The organism is Methanobrevibacter sp., from assembly GCF_051877095.1.
In the GTDB taxonomy this organism is placed as follows: Archaea; Methanobacteriota; Methanobacteria; order Methanobacteriales; family Methanobacteriaceae; genus Methanocatella.
This window is the reverse complement of sequence record NZ_JBJEIO010000013.1, coordinates 24,741-40,176: the sequence shown is the minus strand read 5'-3', so window position 1 is coordinate 40,176 and position 15,436 is coordinate 24,741. Positions and strand designations below refer to the sequence as shown.

The window sequence follows — 15,436 nt, the reverse complement described above, 5'->3', positions numbered from 1 at the left end:
AATACATAATTAATAGTATTATAATTCAATATTATTATGGAGAAAATGTATGTTAAACGAAGAAATCCCTAAAGACTATGATTTTAAAAGAGAAAAATTTTGGGAGAAAAAATGGGAAGATGAAGACATCTATAAATATATTGGAGATGGCTCTCGTCCTAGATACATAATTGATACTCCCCCACCATACCCAACAGGACTTATTCACTTAGGTCATGTTTTAAATTGGGTTTATATTGATATGAATGCAAGATACAGAAGATTGAAAGGTCATGATGTATTATTCCCACAAGGATGGGACTGTCATGGTCTTCCAACTGAAGTTAAAGTTGAAGAAACTCATGGAATCAAGAAAAACGATGTTTCTAGAGCTAAATTTAGGGAATATTGTGTTGATTTAACTACTAAAAATATTGCTAGTATGAAGTCACAAATGAAATCAATGGGTTTTTCACAAGATTGGAATCGTGAATTCATTACAATGACTCCTGAATATATGAGAAGAACTCAATATTCATTCTTAAAAATGTATAATGAAGGATTGATTTATCAAGGTATTCATCCGGTAAATTGGTGTCCTCGTTGTGAAACAGCTATTGCTTTTGCAGAAGTTGAATACAGTGATAATACTACATTTTTAAACTATGTTAACTTCCCACCAGCTGTTGAAGATTCTTATGATGATATTGTGTCTTCACAATCTTCAGGTAAACAAGCTAACCCAAAAGATGAAGGTATTTTAATTGCAACTACAAGACCAGAATTAATGTCTGCTTGTGTAGCTGTTGTAATTCACCCAGAAGATGAAAGATATACTCATCTTTTAGGTAAATATGTGGAAGTGCCTTTATCACATCAAAAAGTAAAAATAATTGCAGATGAAGAAGTCGATCCTGAATTTGGTACTGGTGCAGTAATGATTTGTACTTTTGGGGATAAAACTGATGTAAGTTGGGTAAATAAATATGATTTAGAAATTATTGATGCGATTGATGAAACTGGTAAATTGACTGTTGCTGCTGGAAGATATGCTGGAATGGATTTACAAACCTGTAAAAAACAAACTATTTCTGATTTAGATGCTGAAGGTTACTTATTAAAACAAGAACAAGTTGATCAAAATGTTGGACAATGCTGGAGATGTAAAACTCCTATTGAAATTCTTGTTAAAAAGCAATGGTTTGTAGCTGTAAGAGAATTAATCCAAAAAACCAAAGATGCTGCAGATGAAATGAATTGGATGCCAGAACATATGAAATCTCGTATGCTAAATTGGGCAGATTCAATGGAATGGGACTGGTGTATTTCAAGACAAAGAATTTTTGCAACTCCAATTCCTGTATGGTACTGTAAAGATTGTGGAAAAGTTATTTTACCTGATGTTGAAGATTTACCAATTGATCCAACTCAAGATAAACCAAAACATGCATGTGAATGTGGGTGTGAAGAATTTATTCCTGAAGAAGATGTTCTTGATACTTGGATGGATTCATCTATTTCTCCATTATCTATTGCAGGTTGGCCTAATGAGGATTATGTTAATCATTTCCCAGCAGATATACGTCCACAAGGGCATGATATTATCCGTACATGGACATTTTATACCACACTTAGATGTCTTGCTTTAACTGATCAAAAACCATTCTCTGATGTTGTAATCAATGGTATGGTATTTGGTGAAGATGGGTATAAGATGAGTAAATCTAGAGGGAATGTGATAGGTCCTGAAGAAGTTATTGAACAATATGGTGCAGATGCACTTAGAACATGGGCTGCAAATAGTATACCTGGATCTGATGTAATATTTGATTGGAAAGAAATCAAACATGGATACAGATTTATAAGAAAATTCTGGAATGCATTTAGATTTATCAGTATGCAAATTTTCGATGAAGAAGTATCATATGATGGAGTTAAAGATAACTTAGGACCACTTGATATGTGGATTTTATCCAAACTTAATAATCTAAATAAACATGTTGATAATGCATTTGCAAATTACAATTTTGCGGATACAATTGGATTAATCGAAAAATTCTTTTGGCATGATTTCTGTGATGAGTATATTGAAGCTGTAAAATATAGATTATATAATGATGTATCTGATGAATCACGAAGAGCTGCTAAATACACTTTAAGATGTGTAATTGAAACATCCTTGAAATTACTCGCTCCAATTATTCCATTCTTTACAGAAGAAGTTTACCAATACTTTGATGATAAATCTATTCATACTACTTCTTGGCCTGAAGTAAATGAAGAATTAATCAGTGAAGAAATGGAAATAAAAGGTGAAACTACTATTGAATTAATTGATGAAGTTAGAAGATTTAAATCAGCATCAAAAATCCCATTAAATGCTGAACTAAATGAAGTAAATGTATATACTTCTGATGATGAGTTAGTTGATGTATTTAATATGTTTGATGAAGATATTAAAGGTACTTTGAAAATTAATGATTTAACTATCAGTTCAGGAAAACCTGAAGTTCATGAAAAAATTATTGAAGTTGAACCAGATATGTCTCAAATAGGACCAAAATTCAAGGGGGATGCTGGTAAAATTATTGGTTATTTAAAATCAACAGATATCGATGAGATTGCTAGTGTTTTAAATGATTCTCAAGAACTTGTTGTTGGAGATATTGTAGTTCCTGTAGATATGTTAAATATTAAAAAAGAGATTGTAGGGGCATCTGGTAAGAAAGTAGATATCTTACAGTCTGAAAACTTAGATATGATTGTTGAAATAATTAGATAATTATTTCTTCAATTTCTTATTTTTTATCAGATTATTTTTTTATTTTATAATTATATTATTTCTTTTTCCTTAGTTTTAATAATAGGTAACTATTTATTAAATTTAATTTAAAATATTATTAATGATTCTTAAGGTAAAAAATATCTCAAATATTGGTGGTGAGGTTAAAGCACCTCCATCTAAAAGTTATTCTCACAGAGCAATTATATTAGCTTCATTAGCTAATGGTACATCTAGACTTTATGACATACTATACTCTGAAGATACATTAGCATCTATTAGGGTGTGTAAAGCATTGGGCGCTCAAATTAATAATAAAGATGATTATTTGGAAGTTATTGGAACTAATGGGATGCTTCATAATTCTTGTGATGGACCAATTGACCTTGCAAATTCAGGAACTACACTTAGATTAATGACTTCTGTGTCTGCATTAAGTGATAATGAAGTTATTTTGACTGGTGATGAGTCTCTTCATACACGACCCATGGGTCTTTTGATGGATGCATTAAAACCTTTAGGAGTCGAATCTGAATCATTAAACAACAACGAAAGAGCACCAATATTGATTAAACCAGGATATGTTGGTGGTGAAACCAATATCATGGGTAATGTTAGTTCACAGTTTATTTCATCAATCTTAATATCTGCTCCATTGTCTAAATGTGGAGTTACGTTATATGTTTTACCTGAATTCAAATCAAAGCCTTATGTTTATATGACTTGGGATATCATGAGAAAATTTGGTATTAAAACAGATAAGGCATATTATTTGAAACATGATTCATGCAGTCAAGAGCATCAAAGTTGTAGAATTGATGAATTTAAAATTCCCAAACAAGAATATGTTGCTTGTGATTATACTGTTGAGGGAGATTATTCATCAGCATCTTATTTGCTTGCTTTAATTGCTATTAATGGTGGTAGTGCTAGAATTAAAAATTTATTTAGGACATCAAAACAAGGAGATAAATTTATTTTAGATATTCTTCAAGACATGGGAGCAACAATTGTCCGTGGAGAAGATTATGTTGAAATTACATCTAGTGGACATTTAGAAGCAATTGATGTTGATTTATCAAATGCACCTGATTTATTAATTACTGTTGCAGTTTTAGCAGCAATGGCTGAAGGAACAACTAATATTACAGGTGTTGCCCATGCAAGAGTAAAGGAAACTGATAGAATTGATACAACTTGCCGTGAATTGGAAAAAATTGGTTGTAAATTAGTTGAGCATGAAGATGGAATGAGTATAACTGGTGGTGTATCATCAGGGGTTGTTGATTCACATGGAGATCATAGAATTGCAATGGCATTTTCTTTAATAGGTCTTAAGCATGATATTGAAATAACAAATGGTGAAGTATTTGATGTTTCCTTCCCTAATTTCATTGAAGCAATGGCAAATCTTGGTTTTGAATTGGAATTGATATGATGAATAAAGAAGAAAGAGTAATTAAATTAGTTGAATGCCTAGATAATACTTTTGATATAAGAATATTTCAAGACCGTGATCCTTATCGAGTATTAGTTAGGACAATTTTGTCTCAAAGGACTCGTGATGAAAATACTGATCAAGCTACTAACAATTTATTCGCTAAGTATAAAGATATTTATGAAGTTGCAGAAGCTCCAATTGATGATATTAAAGAATTAATTAGACCTGCAGGTTTCTATAATGTAAAAGCAGCAAGAATTCAAGAGGTTTCACAGATTTTAATTGATCAGTATGGTGGAGTTGTTCCAGATACTGTAGAAGAAATGTTGAAACTCCCAGGTGTAGGTAGAAAAACTGCTAATTGTGTAATGGTTTTTGCTTTTGAGCTTCCAGCAATTCCAGTGGATACTCATGTTCATAGGATTTCTAATAGATTAGGATTAGTAAATACAAAAGACCCTGAAGATACGGAAGATGAACTTAAAAAAATAGCTCCTAAAGATTTATGGATTAAATTAAATGATTTAATGGTTCAGTTTGGTCAAAATATTTGCAAACCAATATCTCCTCAGTGTGATATTTGTCCTTGTAGTGAAATTTGTGATTATTATAATGATAATTTTTAATTTTTTTATCACTAAATTTATATATTGATTCATCATTATATAACAATAGTTATCTAATTTTAAGATGACTCTTTTAATATATCATTAAAAACAAATAATTTATTGGAGAATAGAATATGGTAAATATTCCAGAATTAAAAAGAGGAGTGCTTGATAGTGTAATTGATGCAATAGGAAACACTCCTATAATAAGATTAAACAATTTAACAAAAGATTTAAATGCAGAAGTTGATGTAAAAATGGAATCATTCAACCCAGCAGGTAGTATAAAAGATCGTGTTGCTGTTGCAATGATTGAAGATGCAGAAGAAAAAGGATTAATTGGTGAGGGTTCTGTGATTATAGAGCCGACTAGTGGAAATACGGGTATTGGAATTGGTTTTGCGGCTGCTGCAAAAGGCTATAAAGTAATATTGACCATGCCTGAAACCATGTCTGTTGAAAGGAGAAAATTTTTAGCTATTTATGGTGCTGAAATTGTATTAACTCCAGGTTCAGAAGGTATGGGTGGTGCTATTACAAAAGCAGAAGAATTGCATAAAGAAAATCCAAATTCAATTATTTTAGGTCAATTTGATAATGAAGCTAATGTGGCTATTCACTATAAAACAACTGGTCAGGAGATTTTAAGAGATACAGAGGGTAATGTAGATTATGTTGTTGCAGGAGTAGGTACTGGTGGAACAATTACTGGTATTGGTAAAGCATTAAAAGAGGTCCTCTCGGATGTTAAAATTATTGCAGTAGAGCCACAAGAATCACAAACATTAGCTAAAGGTGTAAAAGGACCACATAATATTCAAGGAATTGGTGCAGGGTTTGTCCCGTCAATTTATGATTCGGGGGTTATTGATGAGATTATTCCAGTGCCTAGTGATGAAGCAGAAAAAACTTTAATTGCACTTGCTAAAAATGAAGGTGTTTTTGCAGGTATTTCTTCTGGAGCTGCTACTTGGGCTGCTTTACAATTAGCTAAAAGAGAAGAAAATAAAGGTAAAAGGATAATTGCTATCTTACCTGATAGTGGAGATAGATATTTATCAGAAGAATGGTTATTTGAATAATATGTTTTATTCCAAATAATATATATACCATATGTTATATAATTAAATTTATTATATTATTTTTGAGGTTTATCAATGTTTGATAATTTAAAAGCTGAAATTAAAGCGGTTAAAGAAAAAGATCCTGCTGCAAGGTCAACATTAGAGATTTTCTTATGCTATCCTGGATTCTATGGTTTATTAATGCATAGAGTTAGTCATTGGCTTTGGAATCATTCTTTTAAGCTTTTAGCTCGTATGAACTCTAATTTAGCTAGATTTATTACAGGTATTGAAATTCATCCTGGTGCAACATTTGGTAAACGTGTATTCATTGACCATGGTATGGGTGTTGTTGTTGGAGAAACAGCGGTCGTTGGTGATGATGTATTAATTTATCAGGGAGTAATTCTTGGTGGTACTAGTACTGAAAAGACTAAAAGACATCCTACAATAGAACGGGGAGTTATTATTGGTGCAGGTGCAAAAGTAATGGGTAATATTACTATTGGAGAATATTCTAAAATTGGTACTGGTGCTGTTGTTTTAAAGGATGTTCCTTCTGAATCAACATGTGTTGGAATTCCTGGACGTATTGTAAAACGTAAAGGTGTACCTCATGAAAAAGTTGACTTAGATCACAATAAACTTCCAGACCCCGTTGCAGATGCATTTAGGACTATTAATAAGCATCTTCAAGAAAATGATGAACATATCAGGGTATTATGTGATAAAAATGAAATTTGCTTAACTGATGATATTCTTGATGAACAGGAATCTTTAGATGAGTTATTTAAAAAAGAGGAATGATATTATGAAGCCACCTTGTGAAATTGTAGTTTGGTATGTGATACCAGCTATTAGGTCAGAACTAGCTAAAGAACTTTTGAATTTGGGTATGAAACAAAAAGAAGTTTCAGAAATTATGGATATTACTCAGCCAGCAGTTTCCCAGTATATTACTGATAAACGAGGTAGTGGAATCAAACTCGAGGATAATGTTAGGGATATGATTAAAGAATTTGCTTTTAAATTATATCAAAATGAAGCAACTAAAGCAGATTTGATTTCAACAACTTGTAAAATTTGTAGGCATGTTGAATTAACAGATGTTTTAGATCAACTTAATATTGATAAATCTGAACTTGGTGAAGAGTGTCAATCATGTATTGGGTCTGATGTAAATTAAATAAATATAAAAAAATAGTAAAGTATTTATATAGTTAATTACTAATACTTTATTATCCTTTAATTTTATGGCAAGTTTACCGAGTGGCTTAGGTGTGTGGCTGCAGACCATAATACGGGGGTTCAAATCCCTCACTTGCCTTTTTTTAAATACTATTTTTTGAGGTTATTTTTTATGGACGTCTATTCAACTTTAACTCGTAGTAAAGAGGATTTTGTAACTATTAATAAAAATAGGGTTAACTTATTTGTATGTGGTCCAACTGTTTATGATGATGCACATATTGGGCATGGAAGAACATACATTTCTTTTGATACAATAAAAAGATATTTGGAATACAAAGGATATGCTGTATTTTACATTCAAAACATTACTGATATTGATGATAAAATTATTAATAGGTCAAAAGAAAGTGGAATTCCAGCAAGTGAATTAGCTCGTAAATTTGAAAAAAGATACATTGAAGATATGAATAAATTGAATGTCAATGGTGTTAATTTATTTGCAAGAGCAACTGATCATGTTGATGAAATTCTAGACCAAATCCAAAGATTAATTGATAAAGGATTTGCTTATGAAACTGAAGATGGAGTTTACTTTGAAATTGACAAGTTTCCTGAATTTGGTAAGCTTTCAAATAGGAATGTTGAAGAATTAGAATCACATAGGGATATTGCAGAGACTACAAAGAAGAATCCTCAAGACTTTGCACTTTGGAAAAAACGTATTGATGTAGATGAACCAACTTGGCCATCTCCATGGGGAGACGGAAGACCTGGATGGCATATTGAAGATACTGCAATTACTGAATATTACTTTGGACCTCAATATGATGCACATGGAGGAGGCTTAGATTTAATTTTCCCACATCATGAAGCTGAAATCACTCAAATGGAAGCAGTAAGTGGAAAAGCTCCGATGGTAAAATTCTGGTTGCACACTGGATTTTTAAATGTTAATGGGGAGAAAATGTCAAAATCATTAAATAACTTTATTACTATTCGTGAATTATTAGAAGATTATGAGCCAGATACTTTTAGGTTTTTTGTACTTTCAACTCATTACAGAAGTCCTATTGATTTTTCAAAAGATTCACTTCACCAATCTGAAAGAAGCTTAGATAGAATTAGGAAATATTATAATCTTTTAGATGTTGAAGTAGATGATAATAAATATGAATGTGATGCTTTAATTCCTCACATGGATGAATTCTTCAGTAGTATGGATGATGACTTTAACACTCCAAAAGCTATTGCAGCAATTTTTGGATTAATAAATGATACTAAAAATGAGTTATCTAAATTTTCTAGTGAAGATAAAAAAGCTATTAAATCATTTTTAGATATTGTATCTGATATTTTTGGTGTTAGCTTTGAAGTAAATGAAGTAAATGCAGGATCTGATGAGTTACTTAATGTAATTTCTGAAATTAGAGGTCAGTTAAGAGCTAACAAACAATATGAGTTATCTGATAAAATTAGAGATGACCTGCAAACATTAGGTTATGAAATAAATGATTAAGAGATTTTTTATCTTTTTTTTTATCGGGATTTTTCAATATCTGACTGATATACCTGTTACTATATATATCTTTCTTTAATTTACTAATGCTTGTATTTATTTTAATAAATCATATTTGATAGTATATAAATGGTTATTTTATAATTTAATTTGTTGATTTTTTAATTCTGTAATTATTAATCATTTTTTCTAATTTTTACTGAGCAAGTTTATGTGTTATTTTTAACAGACTATTAATTGTATATTATTTTCACTTCTAATTTTCATGTTAATAAAAACATTTGTATATTCTAATAACATATGTTATATGTATATAACAATGGTTATAATTATTTTTTGGAATCTTTTGATTTGGGTAAATCAAAACTTTTATATATTAAAAATAACTATTGTTATATAATTAATATAACACGTGACATATTTATGAAAATTAAATTATAAAGGTGATGATTAATGAATAATAAAGAGTATGGTTTAGCAACATTGGGTGTACATGCAGGTCAACAACCAGATCCTGCAACTGGGGCTCAAGCAGTTCCTATTTATCAGACAACTTCATATGTATTTAAAGATGCCGGTGAAGCTGCTAGGAGATTCGCCCTTCAAGAGTTTGGTCAAATTTATTCCAGGCTTACTAATCCTACCAGTGATGTATTTGAAGCAAGAATTGCTGCTATTGAAGGTGGTAATTCTGGTCTTTCAACATCAAGTGGTCTTGCAGCAATTTCATATGCAATTTTAAATGTAACTGGTCCTGGAGACAACATTGTTTCTGCCGATAATCTTTACGGTGGTACTTACCAATTATTTAACTATACTTTCAAAGATTTAGCACGTGATGTTAAATTTGTAAATTCACAGGATTTGCAAGCTTTTGAAGATGCAATTGATGAAAAAACAAAAGCAATCTATGTAGAATCTATTGGTAATCCAAAATTAGATGTACCTGACTTTGAAGCATTGGCTGAAATTGCTCATTCTCATGATATTCCATTGATTGTGGATAACACGATTGGTGTTGGATTAGTTAGGCCATTATTACACGGAGCTGATGTAATTGCTGCTTCTGCAACTAAATATGTTGGTGGTCATGGAACTGCTGTTGGAGGATATATTGTTGACTCCGGTAAATTTAACTGGGGTAATGGCAAGTTTGATAATTTCACAAAAGCAGATCCAAGTTATCATGGATTAGTGTTTTGGGATGCATTTGGCGATGTTCCAGAATTGGGAAACATAGCATTTACTGTAAGAGCAAGGGCAAGACTTTTAAGAGATTTGGGAGCAACTCAAGCACCGGTACATAGTTTCATTTTCTTACAGGGACTTGAAAGTTTAGATGTACGTGTAAAAAGACATTCTGAAAATGCACTCAAAGTAGCTAAATTTTTAGAATCACATCCTAAAGTTAACTGGGTAACTTATCCGGGATTAGGATCTCATGCAACTTATGAGAATAATAAAAAATACTTAAAAAATCATTTTGCAGGTATTTTAGGATTTGGTGTTAAAGGTGGGGAGGAAGCAGGTAAAAAAGTCATTGAAAACTTAAAATTGTTCTCGATACTTGCAAACATTGGCGATGCAAAAAGTCTTGCAATACATCCTGCAAGTACAACACACCAACAATTAACTCCTGAGGAACAAGAATCAACAGGCGTAACACCTGATTTTATTAGGCTTTCTATTGGTTTAGAAGATGCTAATGATTTAATAGAAGATTTAAGTCAAGCTTTAGATTGTATTGATTGATATACGATAGAATTTAATTTATAATATATTGAGAGATAGTATGTATTTAGATAACTCAGCTACTACACAAGTTAGCAAAGAAGTATTTGAAGAAATGGAACCATATTTTAGAGAAGAGTTTGGAAATCCTTCAACTCTTTATAAACTTGGTCGTGAATCTAAAAAAGCATTAGATCAAGCTCGTCAAAGAGTGGCGAATGCAATTAATGCAAAACCTGAAGAAATTTATTTCACAAGTGGGGGGTCAGAGTCAGATAACTTAGCTATTAAGGGTATTGCTTTTAAATTAGCAAAAAAAGGTAAGCATATAATAACAACCCAAATTGAACACCCTGCTGTTAAAAAAACAGTAGAATTTTTAGAGTCTTTAGATTTTAAAGTCACTTATTTGCCTGTTTATGAAAATGGTATTATTAAAATTGAAGATTTGAAAGAAGCTATTACTGAGGAAACCATTTTGATTAGTGTAATGCATGGTAATAATGAGTTGGGTACTATCCAACCAATTGAAGAAATTGGTAAAATAGCACATGAAAATGGAATTAAATTTCACTGTGATGCTGTTCAAACATTTGGTAAAATTGAAGTGGATGTTGAAAAATTAAATGTAGATTTGCTAGCTTTATCTTCTCATAAGATTAATGGTCCAAAAGGTGTTGGAGCATTATATATTAAAAAAGGAACTCGTGTAGAACCTTTAATTCATGGTGGAGGTCAGGAAAAGGGAATTCGTTCAGGTACTGAAAATGTTCCTGGAATTGTTGGATTTGGAAAAGCATGTGAATTGGCTGTAAATAAACTTGATGAACATTATGAAAAATTAGTATCAATTAGGGATGAGATTTCTAATAAAATATTAAATGCCATTCCTGATACTTATTTAAATGGTGATGCAGAAAATAGATTACCTAATTTACTTAATTTTAGATTTAAAGCTATTGAAGGTGAATCTTTAATATTATTACTTGATGCAAAAGGATACCAAGCTTCAACTGGATCTGCATGTTCTTCTAATACATTAGAAGCATCTCCAGTTTTAACTGCATTGGGATTGAATCCTGTTGATGTACATGGATCACTGAGAATATCTCTTGCTCCAGAAAGTGAAAAATTCGATGTAGATGATTTTGTTAACACTGTTGCAGAATCAGTTGCAAGATTAAGAGAAATATCACCACTTTGGAATCAAGAAATTGATTATAATGATGTAATGTGTAGGAGATAATGAGTGTAGGTGTTAATATGGATTATTCAGATAAAGTAATGGATCATTTTACAAATCCAAGAAATAGTAGGAAAATGGAAGATGCAAATGGAATTGGAACTGTTGGAAATCCAACTTGTGGTGATTTAATGACAATTTATATTAAAGTTGAGGATAATGTTATTCAGGATATTTCATTCCAAACATTTGGTTGCGGAGCTGCAATCGCAACAAGCAGTATGATTACTGAAATTGCTATTGGGAAAACATTGGAAGAGGCATTGAAAATTTCAAGAAATGATGTGGATGAAGAACTCGATGGTCTTCCACCTGTTAAAATGCATTGTTCAAACCTTGCTGCTGATGCTTTGCAAGTTGCCATTGAAAATTATTATGAGAATAATGGAAAATATTGCCAATAAATAATCTTTCTAAATTATAGCTATTCTTAACTATCATATAGGTAAAACATCCTTTTTAAAAAAGTATGATTTAAATTTTCACTACTTTTTGGTTTTTAATTTAAAATAATATTAATTAAATGCACAATAATTAATAAGATATATTAAGGATAAAAAATATAAAATTAATATATTTTATTGGAGATGTTATTCATGGCAAATTTTATAAAATGTGAAAAATGTGGAAGTATTTTAAGTATGTTTGTTAAAGGTGAAGGAGAAGTTTGTAGTCCAGATTTACTCAAAATACCTGTACAAACAGAAGGAGAAAAATCTCCTAAACATAAACCTGTTTTCGAAATGGATGGAGACAATATTAATGTAAAAGTTGGAGAAACTGCTCACCCTATGGATGATGACCACTTTATTCAATTTGTTGTTGTTGAAGCAGGTTCTGAGTTATATGCAAAATGTTTCAAACCAGGAGAAGTTGCAGAAGCAACATTCACTATTGGTGCAGATAAAGCTGCTGATGTAGTAGTATATGCATTCTGTAATTTACACGGACTTTGGTCTAGTGAATAAGTTTAGAAATCATTTCTAGACTTCTTTTTTTTATTTTTTTAAAATAGTTTTATTTTTGATAAATTATATTTTTCATGAAAAATTTTAATAATATCTTTTTATATATTACAATATTGTGTCTAGTTATACTAAATTAATAATTTTTATTTTAGTTTTGTTATTCATTTCTGCAACTATTATCTTTATTGATAGTTCAATGGATAGTATTAATAAAACCATGCCGGATATTAGTAATTCCATTGTTAATGGGGATAATGAATATAATGAAGCTGTTCAATTAGTTAATGATAAAAACTTTGATGAAGCAAAGAATAAAGCAATATCTGCGGGAAAGGATTATAATAGTAGTCTGGATAAATTAAATGATATACGAAATAATTTTTCTTCAGATATAAATAATGTTCAAATAGAGTATATTGATACTGTTATCAAAGAATTAGAATTAAAAATTAATGCTGTTAATAACTTAAAAGAAGCTATTGGATGTTTTGAGCTTAATTCAAATTATACTGGTACAACTTATGCTTCACAGGCTAATGATTTGATTTATGAATCTAGTGAGTATCAATACGAACGTGATTTAATAGTGGAAAATAATTCAGATTTATTCAAACAACAAAATTTTATTATATAACAAGGGGTTTTTTAAATTGAAAACTAAGTGTCCAAAATGTAAAGGGATTGGTTCAGTTGTTGTGGACTATAAAGAATGTGAATCTTGTGGTGGAACAGGATATGAAGATGATGCTTTTGATATTGGTAATCATTTTAAAGGTGTAAACAGTAATGCAAAAGCAAAATTTGACTTAGGCGGTGAAGAAGATGTTCCCTGTGAAGTATGTAATGGGAAAGGCCAAGTTGAAGTTTATGAAGAATGCTCTCATTGTCATGGAACTGGTGAGATTAATGTATGTAGAGATTGTGGTAAGTCAATTAGTGATCAACATGACTTATGTGCTAGCTGTGAAGAGAAAAGAAAGTTAAAAAAAGCTAAACATGATAAATATGAAGCTAGTAGGAGTGCAGCTCGTGATGTTTATGTATTGGATTCATTATGTCAAATGAGTGACATGGACAAGGATAAATTATACAAGGGAAAAATTACTAGAATCGAAAAATTTGGTGCTTTTGTTACTTTAAACAAAAATGTTTGGGGGCTTATGAGAGGGGATAACTTCGGTCATAAGGTCGGTGATGATGTAATTGTGTTTGTTACAGCAATTAAATCTAGAGAGAGAAAAATTGATTTAGCTCCTGCTCATGTTGAATCTTATAATATTAAAAAATTAACTAAAACATTCTCTAGAACTTTAATCAGTGACCTTGATAAGAAAAAAGGTAAAATGGTTAGGATTCATGGGGAAGTCCAGCAAATCCAACAAACGTCTGGACCTACTATTTTTATAATTAGTGATGAAAGTGGAACTACTGAAATAGCTGCTTTTGATAAAGCGGGTGAGAGATCATATCCTGAAATTGAACTTGGTAATGCTGTGCAGGTTGTAGGTGAAGTTAACGAACATAGTGGAAAAACACAAATCGAGTCATCTTCAATGGTAAAACTTAATGAAGAAAATACTGTAAAGTTGCATAACTTAATTGATGATGCATTGAATAAGAAAGCTGAACCACAGAATGTTGATTTCTTAGTCAAAAGTGATATTTTAAATAAACTTAAACCTAAGATGAGAGAAGCAGCACAAAGAATCAGAAGAGCAATACTTGATGGTAGGACAATTTTGATTAGACACCATAATGATGCAGATGGTATTTGTTCAGGAGTTGCAATGGAAAAAGCGATTATTCCATTAATAGAAAAAGAAAATCCAAGTAATGATGCTCAATATTATTATTTTAAAAGATCTCCAAGTAAAGCCCCATTTTATGAGCTTGAAGATGTAGTTAAGGATTTATCTTTTGCATTAGAAGACCAAGAGAGGCATGGTCAAAAATTACCATTAATTGTTCTTTTAGATAATGGGTCTACTGAAGAGGATATTGTTGCTTTAATGCAAGCTAAAATTTATGATATTGAAGTTGTTGTTATAGATCACCATTCTCCAGGTGAATTACTTACTAAAGATGTTCAAAATGGAGAGATAATTGGTGCTACAGTTGCAGTTGATGAATATGTTGATTGTCATGTAAATCCATACCTCGTTGGGGGAGATTCACAATTAACAGCAGGAGCTATTGCAACAGAAGTTGCACATTTAATTAATCCGGATGTAGAAGAATTAATTAAACATTTACCTGCTATTGCAGCATTAGGAGATAAGGCAGAATGTGATGAAGTCCAGCAATATCTTGAAATCGCAAGTCAAAAAGGATTTGTAAAAGAACATTTAGCTAAAATTGCAGAATGTGTTGACTTTGAAGCATTCTTTTTAAGATTTATGAATGGTAGAGGAATAATTGATACAATTCTCGCTGTTGATAATATTGATAAACATGAAAAGATGATTAATGCATTATATAAAGAATATCAAAAGAGAGTTGATACTCAACTTAAAGCAGCACTTCCAAATATTAAAAGGACTCAACTTGAAAATGGAATTTACTTTAATCTTATTGATGTTGAAAAATATGCTCATAAATTTACATTCCCTGCTCCAGGTAAAACTTGTGGTTTTGTGCATGATGCTATAAAACAGAAGTTAGGTGAAGATAAACCTATTGTAACCTTAGGTCATGGTCCTGATTTTGGTGTATTTAGAGCTACTGATGCTGTTAATGAACAATATGGTTTTAATGTAAATGAAATTGTATCTAAAATGATAGAACTTGTACCTCAAGCAGGTATCGATGGTGGAGGTCATGAATGTGCTGGATCCATCAAATATATTGAGGGATTAGGAGAAGAAGTTTTATCTAACGTTATTGGTGAAATTCAATCTTTATCTAAGATATAAA

Annotated in this window: 13 protein-coding genes and 1 tRNA gene; all 14 read left to right on the top strand. The window is 31.0% G+C overall.

From position 1 onward, the window contains the following. Positions 1 to 49: 49 nt before the first annotated feature. The 14 genes from ACI389_RS07775 to ACI389_RS07710 all read left to right on the top strand — a co-directional run bounded on the left by ACI389_RS07775 (position 50) and on the right by ACI389_RS07710 (position 15,435). On the top strand, positions 50 to 2,761 hold the full coding sequence (locus ACI389_RS07775; RefSeq protein WP_439780963.1) for a valine--tRNA ligase: 2,712 nt from the start codon (positions 50 to 52) through the stop codon (positions 2,759 to 2,761). Between the two features lie 121 nt (positions 2,762 to 2,882). Then, positions 2,883 to 4,199: a 3-phosphoshikimate 1-carboxyvinyltransferase gene (aroA, locus tag ACI389_RS07770; RefSeq protein WP_439780962.1), complete on the top strand. Its 1,317-nt coding sequence runs from the start codon at positions 2,883 to 2,885 to the stop codon at positions 4,197 to 4,199. Continuing rightward, positions 4,199 to 4,828 carry an endonuclease III domain-containing protein gene (locus tag ACI389_RS07765; RefSeq protein ID WP_439781027.1) on the top strand — a complete coding sequence of 210 codons (630 nt, stop codon included), beginning with the start codon at positions 4,199 to 4,201 and terminating at the stop codon, positions 4,826 to 4,828. Before aroA ends, ACI389_RS07765 begins: the two co-directional genes overlap by 1 nt. A gap of 116 nt (positions 4,829 to 4,944) precedes the next feature. Further along, the gene (gene cysK / locus ACI389_RS07760; RefSeq protein ID WP_439780961.1) at positions 4,945 to 5,892 is read left to right on the top strand and encodes a cysteine synthase A; all 948 of its coding nucleotides are present in this window, start codon (positions 4,945 to 4,947) and stop codon (positions 5,890 to 5,892) included. Between the two features lie 75 nt (positions 5,893 to 5,967). Further along, positions 5,968 to 6,681, top strand: a complete 714-nt coding sequence (gene cysE / locus ACI389_RS07755; RefSeq protein WP_439780960.1) for a serine O-acetyltransferase — start codon at positions 5,968 to 5,970, stop codon at positions 6,679 to 6,681. 4 nt (positions 6,682 to 6,685) lie between these two features. Then, positions 6,686 to 7,060: a transcriptional regulator gene (locus ACI389_RS07750; RefSeq protein ID WP_439780959.1), complete on the top strand. Its 375-nt coding sequence runs from the start codon at positions 6,686 to 6,688 to the stop codon at positions 7,058 to 7,060. 69 nt (positions 7,061 to 7,129) lie between these two features. Further along, positions 7,130 to 7,201 (top strand) — tRNA-Cys (locus ACI389_RS07745). 33 nt (positions 7,202 to 7,234) lie between these two features. Next, complete coding sequence (gene cysS, locus ACI389_RS07740) at positions 7,235 to 8,581, top strand: cysteine--tRNA ligase (protein ID WP_439780958.1); 1,347 nt, start codon at positions 7,235 to 7,237, stop codon at positions 8,579 to 8,581. 453 nt (positions 8,582 to 9,034) lie between these two features. Next, complete coding sequence (locus tag ACI389_RS07735) at positions 9,035 to 10,333, top strand: O-acetylhomoserine aminocarboxypropyltransferase/cysteine synthase family protein (RefSeq protein WP_439780957.1); 1,299 nt, start codon at positions 9,035 to 9,037, stop codon at positions 10,331 to 10,333. A gap of 40 nt (positions 10,334 to 10,373) precedes the next feature. After that, complete coding sequence (gene nifS, locus ACI389_RS07730) at positions 10,374 to 11,558, top strand: cysteine desulfurase NifS (protein WP_439780956.1); 1,185 nt, start codon at positions 10,374 to 10,376, stop codon at positions 11,556 to 11,558. Positions 11,559 to 11,575: 17 nt separating this feature from the next. Continuing rightward, entirely contained in the window at positions 11,576 to 11,959 is a 384-nt protein-coding gene (gene nifU / locus ACI389_RS07725) for a Fe-S cluster assembly scaffold protein NifU (protein ID WP_439780955.1), read from the top strand. 192 nt (positions 11,960 to 12,151) lie between these two features. After that, positions 12,152 to 12,523 (top strand): desulfoferrodoxin family protein, encoded by a 372-nt coding sequence (locus tag ACI389_RS07720; protein WP_439780954.1) that lies wholly within the window; start codon positions 12,152 to 12,154, stop codon positions 12,521 to 12,523. Positions 12,524 to 12,677: 154 nt separating this feature from the next. Further along, complete coding sequence (locus ACI389_RS07715; protein WP_439780953.1) at positions 12,678 to 13,157, top strand: hypothetical protein; 480 nt, start codon at positions 12,678 to 12,680, stop codon at positions 13,155 to 13,157. Positions 13,158 to 13,173: 16 nt separating this feature from the next. Next, positions 13,174 to 15,435, top strand: a complete 2,262-nt coding sequence (locus ACI389_RS07710; RefSeq protein WP_439780952.1) for a DHH family phosphoesterase — start codon at positions 13,174 to 13,176, stop codon at positions 15,433 to 15,435. Position 15,436 lies beyond the last annotated feature (1 nt).